This window comes from Aminobacter niigataensis, assembly GCF_946995915.1.
Classification (GTDB): domain Bacteria; phylum Pseudomonadota; class Alphaproteobacteria; order Rhizobiales; family Rhizobiaceae; genus Aminobacter; species Aminobacter niigataensis.
Genome location: NZ_OX341517.1, coordinates 4,039,543 through 4,058,125 on the forward strand (window position 1 = coordinate 4,039,543; position 18,583 = coordinate 4,058,125).

The 18,583-nt window shown below is 64.0% G+C and carries 22 protein-coding genes; 9 read left to right on the top strand and 13 right to left on the bottom strand.

The annotated features are described in order from the left end of the window. Positions 1–46: 46 nt before the first annotated feature. From O1Y97_RS19695 to O1Y97_RS19710, 4 genes are all read left to right on the top strand, one after another. The gene (locus O1Y97_RS19695; RefSeq protein ID WP_318762094.1) at positions 47–973 is read left to right on the top strand and encodes a 2-dehydro-3-deoxygalactonokinase; all 927 of its coding nucleotides are present in this window, start codon (positions 47–49) and stop codon (positions 971–973) included. Between the two features lie 12 nt (positions 974–985). After that, on the top strand, positions 986–1,624 hold the full coding sequence (locus tag O1Y97_RS19700) for a 2-dehydro-3-deoxy-6-phosphogalactonate aldolase (protein WP_318762095.1): 639 nt from the start codon (positions 986–988) through the stop codon (positions 1,622–1,624). A 288-nt stretch (positions 1,625–1,912) separates the two neighbouring features. Then, positions 1,913–2,959 (top strand): helix-turn-helix transcriptional regulator, encoded by a 1,047-nt coding sequence (locus O1Y97_RS19705; protein WP_318762096.1) that lies wholly within the window; start codon positions 1,913–1,915, stop codon positions 2,957–2,959. A 61-nt stretch (positions 2,960–3,020) separates the two neighbouring features. Continuing rightward, entirely contained in the window at positions 3,021–3,299 is a 279-nt protein-coding gene (locus O1Y97_RS19710; protein WP_108608667.1) for a hypothetical protein, read from the top strand. Positions 3,300–3,302: 3 nt separating this feature from the next. Here the strand turns inward: O1Y97_RS19710 and hdaA are convergent, their stop codons facing one another. Genes hdaA through O1Y97_RS19725 form a run of 3 tightly spaced genes read right to left on the bottom strand, consistent with a single transcriptional unit; the run spans position 3,303 to position 5,702 of the window. After that, positions 3,303–4,004 carry a DnaA regulatory inactivator HdaA gene (gene hdaA / locus O1Y97_RS19715; RefSeq protein WP_318762097.1) on the bottom strand — a complete coding sequence of 234 codons (702 nt, stop codon included), beginning with the start codon at positions 4,002–4,004 and terminating at the stop codon, positions 3,303–3,305. A 2-nt stretch (positions 4,005–4,006) separates the two neighbouring features. Continuing rightward, a complete protein-coding gene (locus tag O1Y97_RS19720; protein ID WP_108608669.1) occupies positions 4,007–5,173 on the bottom strand; it encodes an AI-2E family transporter in 1,167 nt (388 codons plus the stop codon). Next, a complete protein-coding gene (locus O1Y97_RS19725) occupies positions 5,145–5,702 on the bottom strand; it encodes a CDP-alcohol phosphatidyltransferase family protein (protein ID WP_318762098.1) in 558 nt (185 codons plus the stop codon). Before O1Y97_RS19725 ends, O1Y97_RS19720 begins: the two co-directional genes overlap by 29 nt. Before the next feature lie 181 nt (positions 5,703–5,883). Here O1Y97_RS19725 and purM point away from each other — a divergent pair, with 181 nt between their 5' ends. The 3 genes from purM to O1Y97_RS19740 are packed head-to-tail and all read left to right on the top strand — an operon-like array spanning position 5,884 to position 8,194. Further along, positions 5,884–6,948 (top strand): phosphoribosylformylglycinamidine cyclo-ligase, encoded by a 1,065-nt coding sequence (gene purM, locus O1Y97_RS19730; RefSeq protein WP_108608670.1) that lies wholly within the window; start codon positions 5,884–5,886, stop codon positions 6,946–6,948. Next, positions 6,945–7,652 (top strand): phosphoribosylglycinamide formyltransferase, encoded by a 708-nt coding sequence (gene purN, locus O1Y97_RS19735; RefSeq protein ID WP_108608671.1) that lies wholly within the window; start codon positions 6,945–6,947, stop codon positions 7,650–7,652. The genes purM and purN overlap by 4 nt, the downstream gene beginning before the upstream one ends. A 14-nt stretch (positions 7,653–7,666) precedes the next feature. After that, positions 7,667–8,194, top strand: a complete 528-nt coding sequence (locus O1Y97_RS19740; protein ID WP_318762099.1) for a SixA phosphatase family protein — start codon at positions 7,667–7,669, stop codon at positions 8,192–8,194. Positions 8,195–8,202: 8 nt separating this feature from the next. Here O1Y97_RS19740 and O1Y97_RS19745 read toward each other — a convergent pair whose 3' ends face one another. From O1Y97_RS19745 to O1Y97_RS19770, 6 genes are all read right to left on the bottom strand, one after another. Continuing rightward, positions 8,203–9,096 carry a cation diffusion facilitator family transporter gene (locus O1Y97_RS19745; protein WP_318762100.1) on the bottom strand — a complete coding sequence of 298 codons (894 nt, stop codon included), beginning with the start codon at positions 9,094–9,096 and terminating at the stop codon, positions 8,203–8,205. A 25-nt stretch (positions 9,097–9,121) separates the two neighbouring features. After that, on the bottom strand, positions 9,122–11,230 hold the full coding sequence (locus tag O1Y97_RS19750) for a molybdopterin-containing oxidoreductase family protein (protein WP_318762101.1): 2,109 nt from the start codon (positions 11,228–11,230) through the stop codon (positions 9,122–9,124). A 204-nt stretch (positions 11,231–11,434) separates the two neighbouring features. Next, entirely contained in the window at positions 11,435–13,312 is a 1,878-nt protein-coding gene (locus O1Y97_RS19755; protein WP_108608675.1) for an ABC-F family ATP-binding cassette domain-containing protein, read from the bottom strand. 258 nt (positions 13,313–13,570) lie between these two features. After that, the gene (locus O1Y97_RS19760; RefSeq protein WP_318762102.1) at positions 13,571–14,200 is read right to left on the bottom strand and encodes a hypothetical protein; all 630 of its coding nucleotides are present in this window, start codon (positions 14,198–14,200) and stop codon (positions 13,571–13,573) included. Further along, on the bottom strand, positions 14,197–14,361 hold the full coding sequence (locus O1Y97_RS19765; RefSeq protein WP_318762103.1) for a hypothetical protein: 165 nt from the start codon (positions 14,359–14,361) through the stop codon (positions 14,197–14,199). Before O1Y97_RS19765 ends, O1Y97_RS19760 begins: the two co-directional genes overlap by 4 nt. A 71-nt stretch (positions 14,362–14,432) precedes the next feature. Beyond that, on the bottom strand, positions 14,433–14,945 hold the full coding sequence (locus O1Y97_RS19770; protein WP_183262401.1) for a DinB family protein: 513 nt from the start codon (positions 14,943–14,945) through the stop codon (positions 14,433–14,435). A gap of 59 nt (positions 14,946–15,004) precedes the next feature. Here O1Y97_RS19770 and O1Y97_RS19775 point away from each other — a divergent pair, with 59 nt between their 5' ends. Further along, positions 15,005–15,697, top strand: a complete 693-nt coding sequence (locus O1Y97_RS19775; protein WP_318762104.1) for a glutathione S-transferase family protein — start codon at positions 15,005–15,007, stop codon at positions 15,695–15,697. Between the two features lie 73 nt (positions 15,698–15,770). Beyond that, positions 15,771–16,193 carry a nucleoside-diphosphate kinase gene (gene ndk / locus O1Y97_RS19780; RefSeq protein ID WP_018427138.1) on the top strand — a complete coding sequence of 141 codons (423 nt, stop codon included), beginning with the start codon at positions 15,771–15,773 and terminating at the stop codon, positions 16,191–16,193. A 147-nt stretch (positions 16,194–16,340) separates the two neighbouring features. On the opposite strand, the gene O1Y97_RS19785 is transcribed toward ndk, so the two are convergent. From O1Y97_RS19785 to pgsA, 4 genes are all read right to left on the bottom strand, one after another. After that, complete coding sequence (locus O1Y97_RS19785; protein ID WP_318762105.1) at positions 16,341–17,105, bottom strand: YbaY family lipoprotein; 765 nt, start codon at positions 17,103–17,105, stop codon at positions 16,341–16,343. A gap of 122 nt (positions 17,106–17,227) precedes the next feature. Then, complete coding sequence (locus O1Y97_RS19790) at positions 17,228–17,701, bottom strand: molybdenum cofactor biosynthesis protein MoaE (RefSeq protein WP_183262151.1); 474 nt, start codon at positions 17,699–17,701, stop codon at positions 17,228–17,230. 3 nt (positions 17,702–17,704) lie between these two features. Continuing rightward, positions 17,705–17,959, bottom strand: a complete 255-nt coding sequence (moaD, locus tag O1Y97_RS19795) for a molybdopterin converting factor subunit 1 (RefSeq protein WP_108609963.1) — start codon at positions 17,957–17,959, stop codon at positions 17,705–17,707. 5 nt (positions 17,960–17,964) lie between these two features. Then, a complete protein-coding gene (gene pgsA / locus O1Y97_RS19800) occupies positions 17,965–18,561 on the bottom strand; it encodes a CDP-diacylglycerol--glycerol-3-phosphate 3-phosphatidyltransferase (protein ID WP_108608681.1) in 597 nt (198 codons plus the stop codon). Positions 18,562–18,583 lie beyond the last annotated feature (22 nt).

Genomic DNA, 18,583 nt, shown 5'->3' on the forward strand with positions numbered 1-18,583 from the left:
AAACATGCCGAGGGTTCCCAGCATGAGCAATGCACAAGACACAGCCATGTCATCGCCCGCACCGCAGGAGGATGCCTTCTGCGTGGCGGTCGACTGGGGCACCAGCAGCTTCCGCGCCTGGCTTCTGGCCCGGGACGGCAGCGTGCTGACGGAAAGCCGCGGGCCCGAAGGCATGACGCACTGCGTGACGTCGGGATTCGAGCCGGTCCTCCAGGCGCACCTTGGCAAGTTAGCGGCCCCCGCGTCCCTGCCGATCCTGATCTGCGGCATGGCCGGGGCGCGCCAAGGCTGGGTCGAGGCGCCTTATGTCGACGCGCCGACGCGGCTCAACGACTTCGCAGCCAGGGCCGTCAGCGTGCCGAACAGCTTTGCCGACATCCGCATCCTGCCAGGCGTCGCCCAGCGCGACCCATTGGCACCCGAAGTGATGCGCGGCGAAGAGACCCAGCTTCTCGGGCTCGGCGATGGTGTCGCGCGCCAGCTCGTCTGCATGCCGGGCACCCACAGCAAATGGGTGGTACTCGAGGATGGCTGGCTGAGGCGATTTGCGACCCTGATGACGGGCGAACTCTTCGGCCTGCTCAACAAGCACTCCACCCTCGCCTTCGCGATCGATGCCGACGTCAAGTTCGGCGCCGACGCGCCGGCTTTCCTCAACGCACTCGACAAGGGTGTCGCAGATCCCTGCCTGGCATTGAGCCGGCTTTTCGGCGTCCGCGCCTCGCAATTGCTGGGCTTCGAGGCCAAGAGCGATGGCGCAGCACACCTCTCCGGCCTGCTGATCGGAGCCGAGGTGCTGGCCGCCAGGCAGAACTTTCCCGACCACACCGATGTCACCCTGGTGGCCTCGGGGTCCGTGGCCGATCTCTATCGGGTGGCGCTCCATCGCGTCGGTCTCAACGTCAAGCACGTCGACGCCGACCACGCCGTTCGCCAGGGCCTCTATCTGGCCGCGCATTCAATCTGGGCATAAGGAAACAAAGACATGGCCTCAATCATCGCCTGGCCGCAGTTGCAGCGCTCGCTCGTCGCCATCCTGCGCGGCATCAAGCCGGAGGAAGCCGAATCGATCGTCGGCACGCTGGTCGAGGAAGGGTTCGAACTGATCGAGATCCCGCTCAATTCGCCAGATCCCTACACCTCGATCCGCAGGGCGGTTGACGCATTCGGCAGTAAGTGCGTGATCGGCGCCGGCACCGTACTTTCCGCCGAACAGGTCGATCGGCTGGCCGATGCGGGCGGCCGCCTGGTGGTCAGCCCGAACATCGAACCGTCGGTGATTGCGCGTGCGTCGGAGCACAAGATGCTGACCATGCCCGGCGTCTTCACGCCGACCGAGGCGCTGCTTGCGGTCAAGTGCGGCTCGTCGGCGCTCAAGTTCTTCCCCGGCAGCGTGCTCGGCACAAGCGGGATCGCGGCGATCAAGACCATCCTGCCGGCCGACACCATCGTCGGTGTCGTCGGCGGCGTCTCCGAAGCGTCCTTCGCAGACTTCTGGAAGATCGGCGTGTCGACCTTCGGCATGGGGTCGAACCTCTATGCCCCGGGTGACGACGCAACGACTGTGCGTAACAAGGCCCGCCGGCTGATCGCGGCCTACGACAAGGCAGCAGCCAGCAACTAAAGGCCATGCACTGACGGGCGGCCGGGCATCCCGGCCCGCCTTGCTGCAACTCTCCGGCACGTGACCGTATGGCGGATGTAATCCGCAGAAATCGCGTGCCGTGCTCCCGCAAAATCCGCCGATCAAATCCGCGAATGCCACGCTTGCGACATTTGGGCACCTGTCGCAGAGTTTGCCGTCCGCAAGCCTGATGCTATCGTTCTACTTGGGTGGGAGTAGTGAACGATTGCCGGAACTTTCCGAGAAATTCATCGACCAGATCTACGAGGCTTCCTTCGTACCGGAGAAGTGGCCGACATTGCTCGACGGCCTCGCGCATGCCGTCGAGGGGATGGGCGGCTATCTGTTCACCATCAGCCAAGGCGCGTCGGCCTTTACCGCCTCGGAAGCGGTCGCAGCGCATGTCGAAGCGTTCATGCGCGAAGGCTGGATGGTCTCAACGCGCGCGCCGCACGAGCCTCGGCCCTCGCCTACCCCGGTTTCATCACCGACCTCGATGCCTTTACCGAGGAGGAACTGGAGAGCGAGCCCATCTACCGCGACTTCCTGCGTCCGAGAGGCATGGGCTGGGCCGCAGGTACCCACATCCCGCTTCCAACGGGGGATGTGCTGTCCTTCAACCTGGAGCGGCGGACGGTTCGAGGTCCCTTCGAGCGGCATTATGTCGATTCGCTCGACCGGATGCGGCCGCACCTCGCACGCGCCGCCATGGTCAGCGCCCGCATGGGTCTCGAAAAAGCACATGCCGGCGCCGACGCGCTTGAGGCCCTGGGCCTGCCGGCGGCGGTACTGGGCGCGCACGGACAACTGCTGGCCTGCAACGGACTGATGCACGAGCTGATACCGGCCACCATCCAGGACGGCACCGACCGCGCCCGGATCACGGACAAGAAGGCCGACGCGCTGCTTGAGACGGCGCTGACAGCATTGTCCGCCGGCACCCGGCGCGGCATCGTTCAGTCGTTTCCGATCACCGGCCGCGACGGCAAGCCTTCCAGCGTCGCCCATCTCCTGCCGGTGCGCGGTTCGGCGCACGATCTGTTCAGCCGCATCCACAGCATCCTCGTCATCATGCCCTTGCCCGGCCCCGGCGCGCCGCCGGCCAATGTGCTGCAAGCACTGTTCGACCTGACGCCGAGCGAGGCGCGAATCGCGTCGGCGCTCGCCGATGGCCGGTCGATCGATGCCATCAGCAACGATTTCGGCATCGCGAGGGAGACCGTGCGTTCGCATCTGCGCTCGATCTTCGCCAAATCCGGCGTTTCCAAGCAATCGGCCCTGGTCCGCCTGCTGCTCGGGGTGACGCTGCCTTGCGGCTCCGTGAAGGACGGCTAGACCATAGGCTTACTCGACAGCTGGTCGCTGACCTGCGCATCTAGTTCGGGGAGGAACAAAAGTGCCGTATCTCGACATCTATCTCGCGCAGCTCATCGACCCGTTCCGCATCGGCCTGCTAATCGCACTGGTGCTGACCGCCGCAAACACCGCGCAAACGCTCAACCGCTGGATTCCGATCGCCTTGGGCATCGTCTTCGTTGCCGTGCTGATCCCTTTCAGCATCGGTGCGAACAGCGCAGTAGATACTCCGACATCAATACTCGTCGGCCTCGCCTCAAATGCGACGATCCTCGCCGTTCTGCTCGGCGCAAAGGCGCTCTACTCGCGATTGGCCTGACGGTCAGACTCCCAGTTCGCCCTGCCCGGCATCGAACGCACCGACCGTCTCGGCGGCAAGCGTGCGCGTGATGCGGGTCTTCTGCTCCAGCGCTGCACGGTCAAGGCGGTCGACCACGCGAATGGCCGTCGACAGCGACCGCTCGATGCGCCGCACCAGGAACTGGACGACATGCGGGTCGACCTCGACCTGGCGGTCGGCGAACAGCTTGGTGATGACGCCTGCCAGCAGCAGGTCGTCCGGCTCCTCGATCTCAACCGTCGCCGCCGCTTTCAGGCGCGAGGCGAGGTCGGGAAGGGTGACACCCCAGGCGGCAGGAAAGCTGCGCGCCGTCAGCAAAAGGTTGGAGCCAGCGCCGCGCACGGTATTGATGAGGTGGAACAGGCCGTCCTGGTCGAGCCTGCCCTGGTCGGCGTCGTCGATCAGAACCGGCGTTGCGCCGATGTCGCCGACATGGGTGGAGATGTCGGAAGCGGACAGTTCGAACGCCCCGGCATGCTCGCGCCAGATCGCGGCAAGATGCGTCTTGCCCGATCCCGCAGGACCGGCCAGCAGGACCACGGGCGCCGGCCATGCCGGCCATCGGTCGATCAGCGACGCGGCCTGGGCATTGGCCGCTGAGACGACGAGGTCGTCGCGTGAGAAGCCCGGCGAATGGCCAAGGTCGAGCGGCAACTGGCGCGGTTTCTGGGGCTCGCGCGACACGTTCATTTATCCGGGCTGGTCCCGCTCGCCTTGCGGGCCTCGACCGGCGGCTGCACCGCATGGCCGTGATAGAGCGGCGACTCGAGATAACGCGATATGGCAAAGCGGACCAGAACGGCGACGGCCGCCGCGGCGGGCACCGCAACCAGCAAGCCGACAAAGCCGAACAGCGCGCCGAACGCAAACAGCGCGAACATCAGCCAGACCGGATGCAGGCCGACGCTCTTGCCGACCAGCCGCGGCTGCAGGATGTTACCCTCGATGAACTGGCCGACGAAGAAGACCGCAGCCACGGCCACCACCATTGTCCAGTCCGGCCAGAACTGCACGAAGGCGACGCCGACCGACAGTACCAGCCCGACCATCGAGCCGACATAAGGAATGAAGCTGATCAGCCCGGCGAACAGGCCGATGAGAACGCCGAAATTCAGCCCGGTCAGCGTCAGGCCGATGGCATACATCACGCCGAGCACCAGGCACAGCGTGCCCTGCCCGCGGACGAATCCCGCGGTCGCCGCGTTGATGTCGGTGGCGAGCCGGCGCACCGTCTCGACGTGGTCGCGCGGCACCCAGCTGTCGACGACGGCAACCATGCGGTCCCAGTCAAGCAGCATGTAGAAGGCCACGACAGGCGTGATGACGAACAGGCTGGCGATGGAAAACAGCGCCACGCCCGAGCTCCAGATCGACTGGAAAACGGTCGAAAGGAAGCCGAAGCCAGTGCTCAGCAGCGAGTTGAGGCCCTCGCGCAGGCCGGCCGCATCGACGCCAAAGCGCTGTTCCAGCCATTGCGGGTCGAAATTGGTGACCAGTTGCTGAAGCTTCTCGACGTATCCCGGCACCTTGGCGGCGAAATCCGCCATCTGCGAGGCCAGCACCGGGATCAGCACCACCAGCGCCAGCGTCAGCAAGACGATGAAACAGATGAGGATCACCACCGTCGCCATGATCCGCGACAGGCCAAGCCGCTGCAGCCGGTCGGCGACCGGGTCGAGGAAATAGGCGAGCGCCATGCCGGCCACGAAGGGCAGCAAGATGTTGCTGAACAAATAGAGGAAACCGACGAACAGGACGGCGGTGATCAGCCAGAAACGGATCTGCTTGCGGAACGCCGCAGCGGCGGCTTCTTCGGCCGCCTCGTTATCGGTTGGGAGTTTCGCCTTCGCCATAACCGCTCATGTGCCTCAGCCAGGCCACGAGATAGGCTGCAGCGGAAGCCACGGTCAAGAGGCCGGACAGTATTATCAACGCCGGCCGAACCGGGCCAAGCTCGAGTGTAAAGGCAAGTTCGGCAAGGACAATCGCCGCCAGGACGATCTGTATCGCGGTGTTGACCTTGGACACCATGAGCGGGCGCACTTTCACCGGGTGCCCCATGATGGTCGACAACAGCACCGCGCCGACAATCAGCGCGTCGCGGGAAACGGCCAGCATGACCAGCCACAGAGGCAGGTGCCCCATGATGCCGAGGACCACGAAGACGCTGACCAGCAGCAGCTTGTCGGCCATAGGATCGAGATAGGCGCCGAGTTCGGAACGCTGGTTGAAATGGCGGGCGATGAAGCCGTCGACGCCGTCGGAAACACCTGCAATGACAAATCCGGCAAAGGCCCAGTCCCAGCGCGCCGAGAGCATGGCATAGATCACGCAAGGCACCAGGATGAGCCTCATGATGGTGATCATGTTGGGAATCGTCACGACCGGCATCCACCCTTTGTCTTTTCCCGATACATGGGCGACAGTTCACCTGACCGCAAGGGACAGGCCCTGTCCACGGCTTTGACCGGCGCATCCGGTCGCACCGGGCCAGTGTCGCTTGCGGGAACGGGCCGTTCATGCGAATAGCGCGCAAAAGGCGTAGGACATCAGGATTTTGACGATGAGCGAAGGCAGCAAGGGTCTCACCTACGCGCAGGCGGGCGTCGACATCGACGCCGGGAACCTGATGGTCGAGAAGATCAAACCGCTGGTGCGCTCGACGCGCCGGCCGGGTGCGGATGGCGAGATCGGCGGCTTCGGTGGCCTGTTCGACCTCAAGGCGGCGGGTTTCAGCGATCCGATCCTGGTCGCGGCCAATGACGGCGTCGGCACCAAGCTCAAGATCGCCATCGATGCCGGCAAGCACGACACCATCGGCGTCGACCTCGTCGCCATGTGCGTCAACGACATCGTCGTCCAGGGCGCCGAGCCGCTTCTGTTCCTCGACTACTTCGCCACCGGCAAGCTCGACCCCAACCAGGGCGCCGACATCGTCTCGGGTATCGCCGAGGGCTGCCGCCAGGCCGGCTGTGCGCTGATCGGCGGCGAGACCGCCGAAATGCCGGGCATGTATCACGGCAACGATTACGACCTCGCCGGCTTCGCCGTTGGTGCCGCCGAGCGCGGCCAGCTGTTGCCGACCGACGATGTCGTCGAGGGCGACGTGCTGCTCGGCCTCGCCTCTTCAGGCGTGCACTCCAACGGCTATTCGCTGGTTCGCCGCATCGTCGAGAAATCCGGCGTCAAATGGGCCGACCGCGCGCCCTTCGCCGACGGACCGACGCTGGCAGAGGCCCTGCTCGAGCCGACCCGCATCTACGTCAAGTCGTTGCTCAAGGCGATCCGCGAGACCCACGGCATCAAGGCGCTGGCCCACATCACCGGCGGCGGCTTCCCCGAAAACATTCCCAGGGTCCTGCCCAAGGAGTTCTCGGCCGAGCTCGACCTTTCTGCGATCGAAGTGCCGCGCGTGTTCTCGTGGCTGGCCGAGACCGGTGGCGTAGCGCCCGAAGAAATGATGCGCACGTTCAACTGCGGCGTCGGCATGATCGCGGTCGTGGCCGCCGGCCAGGCCGCACAGGTCGCGGCAGTGCTGCAGGAGGCAGGCGAAACGGTCACGCCGATCGGCCGCATCGTGCCCCGCCGTGACACGGGCGTGATCTACCGCGGATCGCTCGCCCTATGAATGCGCCGCGCAAACGTACCGTCATCCTGATCTCCGGCCGCGGCTCCAACATGGCCGCGTTGATCGACGCGGCGGCCGACCCGGCCTTCCCGGCCGAGATCGTCGGCGTCATTTCCGACCAGCCCAACGCGCTCGGCCTGGGCATTGCGGCCAGCCGTGGCGTCGCCACCAAGGTCATTGCCCGCGCCGACCATGCCAGCAAGGACGCGCATGACGTGGCCATCGATGCCGCGTTGGCCACTTTCGGCGCCGAGATCGTCGCCCTTGCCGGCTACATGCGACTTTTGACCACCGAGTTCGTCGAGAAGTGGCAGGGTCGGATGATCAACATCCATCCTGCACTGCTGCCGTCGTTCAAGGGTCTCGACACACACGGCCGCGCGCTCGATGCCGGTATCCGTGTCCATGGTTGCACGGTTCATTTCGTGACGCCCGCAATGGACGACGGTCCGATCATCGCCCAGGCGGCCGTGCCCGTGCTGATCGACGACGACGAGCCGACGCTTTCGGCCCGCGTGCTCAAGGCCGAGCACAGGCTGTATCCGCTTGCGCTCAGGCTGTTCGCCGAAGGCAAGGTACGGATGGACGGCAATCGCACCGCCTTTTCGGGCTTCGCCGAGACCACCAGCCACGACACCGTCGCTGCTCCCAGCCCGGCGCGCGAAGAGGTCGACCTCGAACAGTTGGCGCGCATCACGCCCTGAACGGGAAGAACGGCATGGCGAAGATCAGGCAACTTCTGCTTCTGCGCCACGCCAAGTCGAGCTGGGACGATACCGCGCTCGCGGATTTCGACCGTCCGCTCGCACCGCGCGGGCGCAAGGCCGCACCCAGGATGGCCGAGGAAATCCTCAAGCGCGGCTGGTTGCCCGACCTCGCGCTGGTCTCGCCCTCCGTGCGCACGCGCGAGACATGGCAGTTGGCCTCGGCCCGCTGGCCGGTTCCTCAGCCTCCGGTTGCCTTCCCCGACGACCTCTACCTAGCCACTGCGCGGGAGTTGCTGGCCGAGGTGCAATCGGCATCCGATGCGGTCATGACGCTGCTTGTGGTTGCCCACAATCCGGGTCTCGAGGACTTCGCGCTTCAACTCGCCGGTTCGGGTTCGGACGACAACGCATTGAAGCTCCTTGCCGACAAGTTTTCGACTGGCGCGCTGGCCAGGCTGCAATTCGAAGGCGCATGGAATGAACTGAACTTCGGCAGCGCCCGTCTCACCCATTGCCTGCGTCCCAAGGATCTGAACTAACGCAACCGTCAGTGGATGCGCTCCAGCGGCGCACAGTTCTCGCGCTCCATCTGCAGCGTGGTGTGATGCAGGTCGAACTTCTCCTGCAGCCGGGCTTCGATCGCCCGCCGCACCGTCTCGGCGTCGGCGTCGACGTCCAGCACCGCATGCGCCGTCAGCGACGCCTTGCTCTGGGTGATCGCCCACAGGTGCAGGTCGTGGACCGAAGCGACGCCCGGAACAGTGGCAATGGCCTGCTCGACCTCGGCCAGGTTCATGCCGGGCGGCACGCCTTCGAGCAGGATGTTGACGCATGCCTTGAGCAGCACCCAGGTGCGCGGGAACACCATGAAGCCAATACCGACGGCGATCAGCGAATCCACCCACTGCCAGCCGGTGAACCAGATGACGAGCGCGCCGGCGATCACGCCGAGCGAACCCAGCATGTCGGCCCAGACTTCGAGATAGGCACCCTTGACGTTGAGGCTCTTGTCCTTGTGACCGGTCAGCAGGCGCATGGACGTGAAATTGACGGCAAGTCCGATGACCGCGACGACGAGCATGCCGAGCGAGGCTATCTCCGTCGACTGATAAAGCCGCTCATAGGCTTCGTAGAGGATGTAGAAGGCGATGCCGAGCAGGACCAGTGCGTTGAATGCCGCCGCCAGGATCTCGAATCGGGCATAACCGTAGGTGCGCAGGAGGTCGGCGGCGCGCCGGCCGACCTTGATCGCGATCAGTGCAATGGCGAGTGCCATGGCGTCGGTCGCCATGTGCATCGCATCGGAGATCAGCGCCAGGCTGCCGGTGACGACGCCACCGATGACCTCGGCGATCATGAAGCTGGCGGTCAGGCCGAATGCCAGCCAGAGCCGGGACTCCGGCGTGTTCTGCATGTCGCCGTGATCGTGATCGCCGCTCATGACAAGTCTCCGACCGTATTGAGGATCAGCCGGCCGGCCGGACCCAGACCTTGTTGTCGTGAACCGCAGCACCACCATAGGGCGCCGGCGCGTCGGCACCAGTCAGCACATTGATGCCCTCGCCGCGTTCATGATCCGAATTCGGCCAGATGCCCTCGGCGATGATGACGCCGCGCCTGATCTTGTCGAACAGCCTGGCGTGCAGCACGACTTCGCCGCGTGTGTTGCCGATCTCGACCCGATCGCCATTGGCCAGGCCGAGCGCCGCTGCGTCTTCCGAATGGATCAGCAGCTCCGGCCGTCCCTCCTTCTCGCGCGACACGGGGGTTTCGGCGAAGGTCGAGTTGAGGAAATTGCGCGCCGGCGACGTCGCCAGCCGGAACGGATGCTCGGCGTCCGCCACCTCGATCAGGTCGACATGATCAGGGAATTCCGGCAACTGCGCGACCGGGCCGAAGATGCCCATGCTCTTCGGCGGCTTGTTGGGAGCAGCCCCGCCGTTCCAATGCGGCTTGAAACGGAACTTGCCGTCGGGATGCCCAAATCCTTTGAGGAAATGCGCATCCTCGAATTCCGGCTGCAGGTCGACCCATTTTTGTTCCTTGAACGTGTCGAAATCGCCGAGCCCCTTCTTCGCCAGCATGACGTCGATGTGCTCGCGCTCGGTCATGCCGAAGCCCGGCAGATGCGCCACGCCCAGCCGCTTGCCAAGCTCCTCAATGACATAGTGGTTGGTGCGCGGGCCTTCCGGCGGGTCGATCAGCTTCGGCCCGAGCGTGATGTGCTGGTTGCCACCGCCCTTGTAGATGTCGTCATGCTCGAGGAACATCGTAGCCGGCAGCACGACGTCGGCGACCTTCGCCGTGTCGGTCATGAACTGCTCGTGCACGCAGGAAAACAGATCGTCGCGCAGGAAACCCTGGCGCACCAGCCGCTGCTCGGGCGCGACGTTCATCGGATTTGTGTTCTGGACCAGCAGCGCCGTCACCGGCGGGCCACCATAGAGCGCGTCCTCGGCGTTGGTCAGAACCGGGCCGATGCGCGAATGGTCGAGGTAGCGGATGTCGGGATCGCGAAACTTCGTGCCCTCCAACAGCTCGCCATTGAGCTTGAAGATGCCCGAATTGGAATGAAAGGCGCCGCCGCCTTCATACTGCCAGGCACCCGTCACCGCCGGGATCGACAATGCGGCGTGCATGTTGACCGAGCCGTTGCGCTGGCGCGAGAAGCCATAGCCGAGGCGGAAGAAGGTCTTTTTCGTGGTGCCTACCAAGCGGGCGAAGGCCTCGATCTCGTCGACCGACAGGCCGGTGATTTCGGCTGCCCATTCCGGCGTCCTGTCGCGCAGATGCGCCTCCAGGCCCTTGGGATCGTCGGTGTACTTCTCGAGATAGGCGCGGTCGGCAAAACCTTCGCGGAAAAGCACATGCATGACAGCGCAGGCCAGCGCTGCGTCGGTGCCGGGCTTCAGCACCAGGCCCATGTCGGCCTGCTTGAGCGTTGCCGTCTCGTAGATGTCGATGACGACGATCTTGGCGCCACGCTCCTTGCGAGCCTTGATCGCGTGGGTCATCACGTTGACCTGGGTGACGACCGCGTTGGTGCCCCAGATGACGACGCAATCGGACTTGGCCATCTCGCGCGGGTCGGAACCGCGCAGCGCACCGGTGCCCATCACATAGCCGGTCCAGGCCAGGTTGGTGCAGATCGAGCCGAAAAAACCCGAATATTTCTTGGCATGGCGCAGCCGCTCGATGCCGTCGCGCTGCACCAGCCCCATCGTGCCGGCATAAAAATAGGGCCAGACCGTCTCCGAGCCGTATTTCTCCTCCGCCGCGATGAATTTTTCCGCCACGAGGTCGAGCGCGGCCTCCCAGCTCGCTTCCTTCCAGTTGCCGTCGCCCTTGGCGCCGGCGCGGATCAGCGGCTTCAGCAAGCGGTCGGGATGGTGGACGCGGTCAGCATAGCGCGCAACCTTGGCGCAGACGACGCCAGCCGTATAGCTGTTGTCCTTGGCGCCGTGGACGCGACCGATGCGCTTGTCGTCGAGCAATTCGACATCGAGCGCACAGGTCGAGGGACAGTCATGCGGGCAGGCCGAATGGCCGATCCTGATCTTGGCGTGCTGGTTCATGTCTCCCTTTTACCCTGATGTCGGCGCCGAGTGTAGGGCCAGCATGGAGCACTGACTTGCCCTCCCCCTTGTGGGGAGGGTCGGGGAGCGAGGATTGCGAAGCAGCCAAGAGAGCCGAAGGTAGGGAGGGGGTGATAGTGGACGCAGCACACCCACCCCGGACCTTTGGTCCGACCCTCCCCACGAGAGGGAGGGCAAACAGCCCTACTCGGCGATGCCTTCCTCATATTCGGCCGACATGGTCAGCCATTTTTCCTCATGGCCATTGAGCTGGGCGCCTAGCTGCGAGCGCTCCTTGGCAAGTTGCGTCGCCGTCGTCGGATCTTTCTCATAGAGCTTCGGGTCGGCCAGTTGATCCTCGATGCTGTCGATGCGCTTGCGGATGCGGTCCATCAGCGCCTCGGTGGCGCGGATTTCCTTGGCCAGCGGCTCCATCGCTGCCCGGCGCGCGGCAGCCTCGCGGCGCTTGTCCGCCTTGGATGCCTTGTCGGCCTCGCGCTTTTCGCGCCGGTCGCCCGACACGCCGGTCACCAGCGTCTTGTAGTCCTCGAGATCGCCGTCGTACGGGTTGACCGAGCCATCCTTGACCAGCCACAGCCGGTCGGCCGTCGCTTCGAGCAGGTGGCGATCGTGGCTGATCAGGATCACCGCGCCCGGAAAGTCGTTGAGCGCCATGATCAACGCCTCACGACTGTCGATATCCAGGTGGTTGGTCGGCTCATCGAGGATGAACAGGTTCGGCCCGTCAAAGGCGGACAACCCCATCAACAGCCGTGCCTTTTCGCCGCCGGAGAGGTCCTTGGCGGCGGTGTTCATCTTCTCGGTGGGAAGGCCGAACTGGGCGACGCGGGCGCGCACCTTCGATTCCGGTGCCTCCGGCATCAGCCGGCGCACGTGTTCGTAGGCGTTTTCCTCAGGCCTCAGATCGTCCAGCTGGTGCTGGGCAAAGATCGCGACCTTGAGGCCGGGCGCAATCGTCACCGAACCGGTCTCGGCCTTCAACCGGCCGGCCAGGAGCTTAGCGAAAGTCGACTTGCCGTTGCCGTTGGCGCCGAGAAGCGCGATGCGATCATCGGCGTCGATACGCAAAGTCATCTTCTTGAGGATCGGCTTGTCGGCCTGATAGCCGACATTGACGCGATCAAGTGCTACGATCGGCGAGGCGACCGTCTTCACCGGTTCGGGGAAGCTGAACGGACGCACATTGTCCTCCATCAGCGCCGCGATCGGTTTCATCTTCTCCAGCGCCTTGATGCGCGACTGCGCCTGCCGCGCCTTGGACGCCTTGGCACGGAAGCGGTCGACGAAGGACTGCAGATGCTTGCGCGCCGCCTCCTGCTTGACGCGGCCCTTCTCCTGCAACTCGCGCTGCTCGGCAAACTGACGCTCGAACTGGTCGTAGCCGCCGCGCCAGAAGGTCATTTTCTTCTGGTCGAGATGGACGATCGAATTGACCGCGCGGTTGAGCAGGTCGCGGTCGTGGCTGATCAGAAGCACGGTGTGGGGATATTTGGAGACGTAGTTCTCCAGCCACAGCGTGCCTTCGAGATCGAGATAGTTGGTCGGCTCGTCGAGCAGCAGAAGATCGGGTTCCGAAAACAGAACTGCCGCGAGCGCCACGCGCATGCGCCAGCCGCCGGAGAACGACGACGCCGGGCGGCGTTGCGCCTCATCGTCGAAGCCGAGACCGGCGAGAATGGTCGCTGCGCGCGACTCGGCCGAATGCGCCTCGATGTCCGCCAGGCGAATGTGGATCTCGGCGATGCGATGCGGGTCGGTGGCCGTCTGCTCCTCGGCGAGAAGTGCCGCGCGCTCGACATCGGCCTTGAGCACGATGTCGATCAGCGGCTCCTCGGTGCCGGGCGCTTCCTGTGCCACCTGGCCGATGCGCGTGTTCTTGGGCAGGCTGATGCTGCCGCTTTCGGAACTGAAATCGCCTGTGATCGCCTTGAACAGCGTCGTCTTGCCGGTGCCGTTGCGGCCGACGAGGCCGGCCTTGGTGCCGGCAGGCAGGGTCAGCGACGCATGGTCGAGAAGAAGGCGTCCGGCGATACGGAGGGAAAGATCATTGATAATAAGCATGGCGGCGGTTTTGGCGGAGAGTTGCAGCAATGGCAAGGGTGCGCGGCGCACGTTAGACGCAACGCATGGTCGAAAACGCGATAGCTGCGTTGCTTCAGGCGAAAGCCGGTCTTGCAGCACGGAGGAGCGCGTCGCCTGCGAGCGCAAACAAGACGGCACTGCCTGCAGACAGGATGGCGAAGAGCATGAACATGCGCACCTTCGGAAAACGAAACGGCCCGCAGATCGCGGGCCGTCCGAAAAATCTGGTTGGGCGCCTCAGCGGCTGGCGGTGCGCAGCAACTTGCACAGTTCGCGCAGGTCGCTTTCGAAGGCCATCGGGTTCGACAGCACCATCTTGCAGCGCTTGACGTAGGCCGCGATCTGCCGTGCCGACATGCCGTTGACTACACCGGGGTTCACACCAGGAATGCCCGGGCCTCCAGGGCCGCCGGGGCCACCAGGGCCGGCGATGCCGGGACCGCCGACATTGACACCGAGATCGAGCAGCGTATTGCCGCCCAGTCCGACATTGGTGCTGACCTTGGCCAGGCTGCCGCTGCCACCGACATTGGCGCCGAGATTGGCATTGAGCCCGCTCGAGCCGCCAACCGTGGCATTGGCCTTGGCATCGACCAGGCCTTTGTTGCCGCCCACGTTCGCGCCGACATTGGCATTGATGCCCCTCGAGCCGCCGACCGAGGCGCTGACATCTGCGCCGGCAAGCCCCTTGCTGCCGCCGCTGCCCAGGCCAACGTCTGCGTTGACGCCGCCCGATCCGCCCACCGTCGCGCCAATGCCCTTAGAATCGACCGAGACGCCCAAACCGCCACTACGGCTGCCGATCTCGAGTGCGGTCGCAGGCAGGCTCAACGCGGCAAGGACGACGCCCCCTGCCAGAGCTTTCACCAGAGTCCTTGAACAACAATAGGCCATGTCCTTCTCCCTGTAGTTGCCAAACGAAACAACCAGTCACCTGAAACCGGCTGCACTTCGACTAACGCTACAACCCAGGAATAAGTTTCAACGATTTCTGATTTTCCGTAGATTTTCTTTACGTCATCGGCCATCTCTACTTGCGAGAGTAAATGCTCCAATGATTTTTATATTTCATGTTTAAAATATAAAATTTATCTCTATTTCAAGCAAACGCCCTGCCATCTTCCGTTCTCTGGAATTGAATGAGGTCGAGGCCGACCGACTCCCGACCGAGAACTGTCAGGATCATATGGGCCTGTCCGCGATGGTGGGTCTGGTGATTGAAGAGGTGAACCAGCGCTGGCGCCAGCCGCTGCGAAATGGTGCGCATGTCGGTGACGGTCATGTAGGTGAAGCGGCCGGCAAATGCCGCATCGCTGAGCGAGCCGATCCATTCCACGATGCGTTGGTCCTCGGCCTTGCGTGCCACCCGCAGCCTGTCGAAGTCGGCATGGACGATCGTATCCAGCGCCGCGGGCGCATCGCCTTCGCCGGTGAAGCGCTTCATCCAGATGCGGTCAGCGACCAGGAGGTGGTTCAGCGTGCCTCTCATCGACTTGAAGAAAGCGCCGGTGTCGCGGGCGAACTGTTCTTCGTCGAGGGCGGACGCGGCCTCGTAAATCCGCTCGTTGGCCCATTGATTGTAGGCGGCCAACATCATGAAATACTGCTTCATCTGATATCCTTCGGCGCTTCGCATTCAATCCCTCCTTACTACAGCCCACCGGGAACCCAATGACCATTTTGCTCTATGATCTTGTCGGCAGCGACGCTGCCCGCCCCTTCAGCCCGCACTGCTGGAAAGTGGCGATGGCATTGGCCCACAAGGGGCTCGACTATCGCGCAGTGCCGACGCGTTTCCTCGAAGTATCCGAAATAGAAGGCGGCGCGTCGTCGACCATCCCGGTCATCCGCGATGGCAACAAGGTCGTGTCCGATTCCTTCGCAATCGCGCTCCATCTCGAAGAAGCCTATCCCGACCGGCCGACGCTGTTTGGCGGCAAGGGCGGCCAGGCGCATGCACGCTTCATCGAGCGCTGGTCGCAGTTGACCATCCACCCCTATCTCGGCGTTACCGCCCTCGGTGCCCTGCACGGCATGCAGGACGAGGCCAATGCAAGCTATTTCCGCCACAGTCGCGAGGCGCGCTACGGCAAGCCGCTGGAGGAGGTGACGGCAGGACGCGACGCCGGCCTCTCCGCCTTCCGTGCGTCGCTCGAACCGCTGCGCAGCATGCTGACCTATCAGCCGTGGATCGGCGGCGACGGCCCGCTGTTTGCCGACTACATCGTCTTCGGGGCATTCCAGTGGGTGCGCATCGCCACGACATTCCAATCAATCGATGCGGATGACCCCATCGCCGAGTGGTTCGGCCGCTGCCTCCATCTCCATGCGGGTCTCGGACACCGGGTGCCAGCGGCAGCCTGACCCCTTGGCAATGCGGCGGGCGGCCTGTATAGAGCCCGCCACACTGCAAATCCCCATATCACAAGGACCTACCATGGCGATCGAACGCACATTTTCGATGATCAAGCCGGACGCAACCAGGCGCAACCTGACCGGCGCCATCACCAAGATGCTCGAGGATGCCGGCCTGCGCGTCGTCGCTTCCAAGCGCGTGTGGATGAGCCGCCGCGAGGCCGAGGGCTTCTACGCCGTCCACAAGGAACGCCCCTTCTTCGGCGAGCTGGTCGAGTTCATGTCGTCGGCCCCGACGATCGTCCAGGTTCTCGAAGGCGAAAACGCCATCGCCAAGAACCGCGAAGTGATGGGCGCCACCAATCCGGCCAACGCTGCCGAAGGCACCATCCGCAAGGTCCACGCCCTGTCGATCGGCGAGAACTCGGTGCACGGCTCCGACGCTCCGGAGACCGCTGCCGAAGAGATCGCCTACTGGTTCTCGGGCACCGAGGTCGTCGGCTGATTAAGCCGCGGCTCTCAAGCCACTGACAAAGAATAAAAAAAAGCCGGGGTTTGCGCCCCGGCTTTTTCTTTGTCTTGAAGAATACAGTCGAAGCGCAAGACCAGCTATTTCAACAGCTTGGCATGAAACGCCGAGAAACTGATTCAATCAGCTGGCGACGAAGCGGACGATGTCCTTGCCGTCCTTGTCGGCCAGGAACAGCTTGCCTGCCTCGAAACGGAAGGCAGCGGCACGGCCAAGCGCCTCGTGGAACTTGTGCTCCTGGTCCATGGCCGCCTGCTCGCACGCCATCTGCGTCGAGCCCACCTGTCCGAACTCGATCTTGCTGCCGTCGATCTTGGCGCTGCCGAAATAGCCGTTGCAGCCGCCGCGACCCGAAACCTTGCCGTCCTTGCCGATGCGCAGCGTCGACTTGGCCTTCTCGCTGACCGCTGCGCCGCCGATGTCTTGCGCCACCCAATCGCGATCGAAGATGCTTTCTTCCTCGGTAGCGCTCGACTGGCGGACCATCTTGACCATCATCGTCTGCGGGCCGGCAGTCAGCGGATCGAGCGCGTGGCGCTCGTCATTGATGAACCACAGCTGGCCATCGACGCTGATGCGTGCCTGCAAGGCATAGGTCATGTTGGTCTTGATAGCCGTTGGATCGAAGGGAATCGCAAACTTGATCGGCACCTGACCTGCCGGATCGATCTTCTGCTCGCCGAGTATTTTGGCTGGGGCATCGGCAAGGGAGACGTCGGCAAGCTGCACCTCAAGCACCGCGTTCGGCGGCAGGGCGATGCGCTCGCGATAGAACACCTCCCCCGTGACCGAACTCTCGTCGGCCGTAGCCATGGCCGGAACCGCAAGCATGCCGATCACCAGCGGCGCGAAGCCGAAGACAAGGAATTCCGCGAGTTTGCCGATCATGGCTTTCTCCCCACTGCGTTGTTGCCGAGACATGCCGCGCCGGGGCGCGCCGTTTCGCGATTGAAGCTACAAAGGATTGCGGTGGTTCCAAGGCCGCGAGCGCCTATCGCCGCAGCCATCCGTCAGCGCCCGGCCCAGCGGGCTGCCGCGATCTCATCGCTTTCCTTGGCGTCCACCCAGCCGCCCTCGCTGCCATCGATGCGATGTTCCTTCTTCCAGAAGGGCGCACGCGACTTGAGGTAGTCCATCAGGAAGCTCGCCGCCTCGAAGGCAGCCTGCCGATGCGTTGATGCGGCAACCACCAGCACGATGTTCTCGCCGGGTCGGATTCGGCCAAAGCGATGGATGGCGGTGATGCCGGCCAATGGCCAGCGCTCGATCGCCTCGCTTGCAATCCGCGCGATCTCGGCCTCGGCCATGCCGGGGTAGTGTTCCAGTTCGAGCGCTGAAAGCGTCCCTGCCTCGTCGCGGCAAAGGCCCGTGAACGTGACGACTGCGCCGACGTCGGCCCTGCCCTGCGTCAGCCTGGCGATCTCGGCGGCGACGTCGAAATCGGCTGCCTGGATGCGCACCATCGGCACGACAGCGGCGCTCATGGCCTAGCCGCCCGTCATGGGCGGGAACAGCGCGATCTCGCGCGCACCGGCGACAGCCTCGCGGTGGTCGACATGCTCCTGGTTGATCGCCACGCGGATCACCTCGGGATGCTGCAAGGCGCTTTCGAATTCCTCGCCGCGCGACTTCAGCCACAGCAGAAGATCCCGCACCGTCTTCACCTCGGCGGGCAAATCGATGTCTTCTTCGGCCTTGCCTATGCGCTCGCGTACCCAGGCGAAATAGATGAGCTTTGTCATGGTCTTCACTCGTCCATGATGTGCTTCAGGCCGGCACGGAAATAGTCGTAGCCGGTATATAGCGTCACCAATGCCGCGATCCACAGCAGGACCAGGCCAATCTGGGTGGTCAGCGGGAAGATCTTGTCGCCAGCCGGGCCGGCGAGGAGGAAGGCGATCGCCACCATCTGGATGGCCGTCTTCCACTTGGCAAGCTGAGTGACGGGCACGCTGACCTTGAGGGCGGCGAGATATTCGCGCAGGCCCGAGACCAGGATCTCGCGGCACAAGATGATGATCGCCGCCCACAGCGACCAGCCGGCGATGCCGCCGCGATTGTCGGTATCGGCGGCCAGCAGCAGCAGGCAGGTGGCGACCAGGAGCTTGTCGGCGATCGGGTCCAGCATCCTGCCGATGTTCGAGGTCTGCTTCCAGGCGCGGGCCAGGTAGCCATCGAGATAGTCGGTGATGCTTGCAACGACGAAGATGGCAAGCGCACTCCAGCGGGCGAAGTCGGACGACTGCAGGCGCCCTTCCAGGAAGAAGCACAATACCACCAGCGGCACGGCCAGGATGCGCGCATAGGTAAGCATGTTGGGCAGGTTGAATGCGCGCTGGGCCATGGTCTCTTATGCTCTTTCGTCT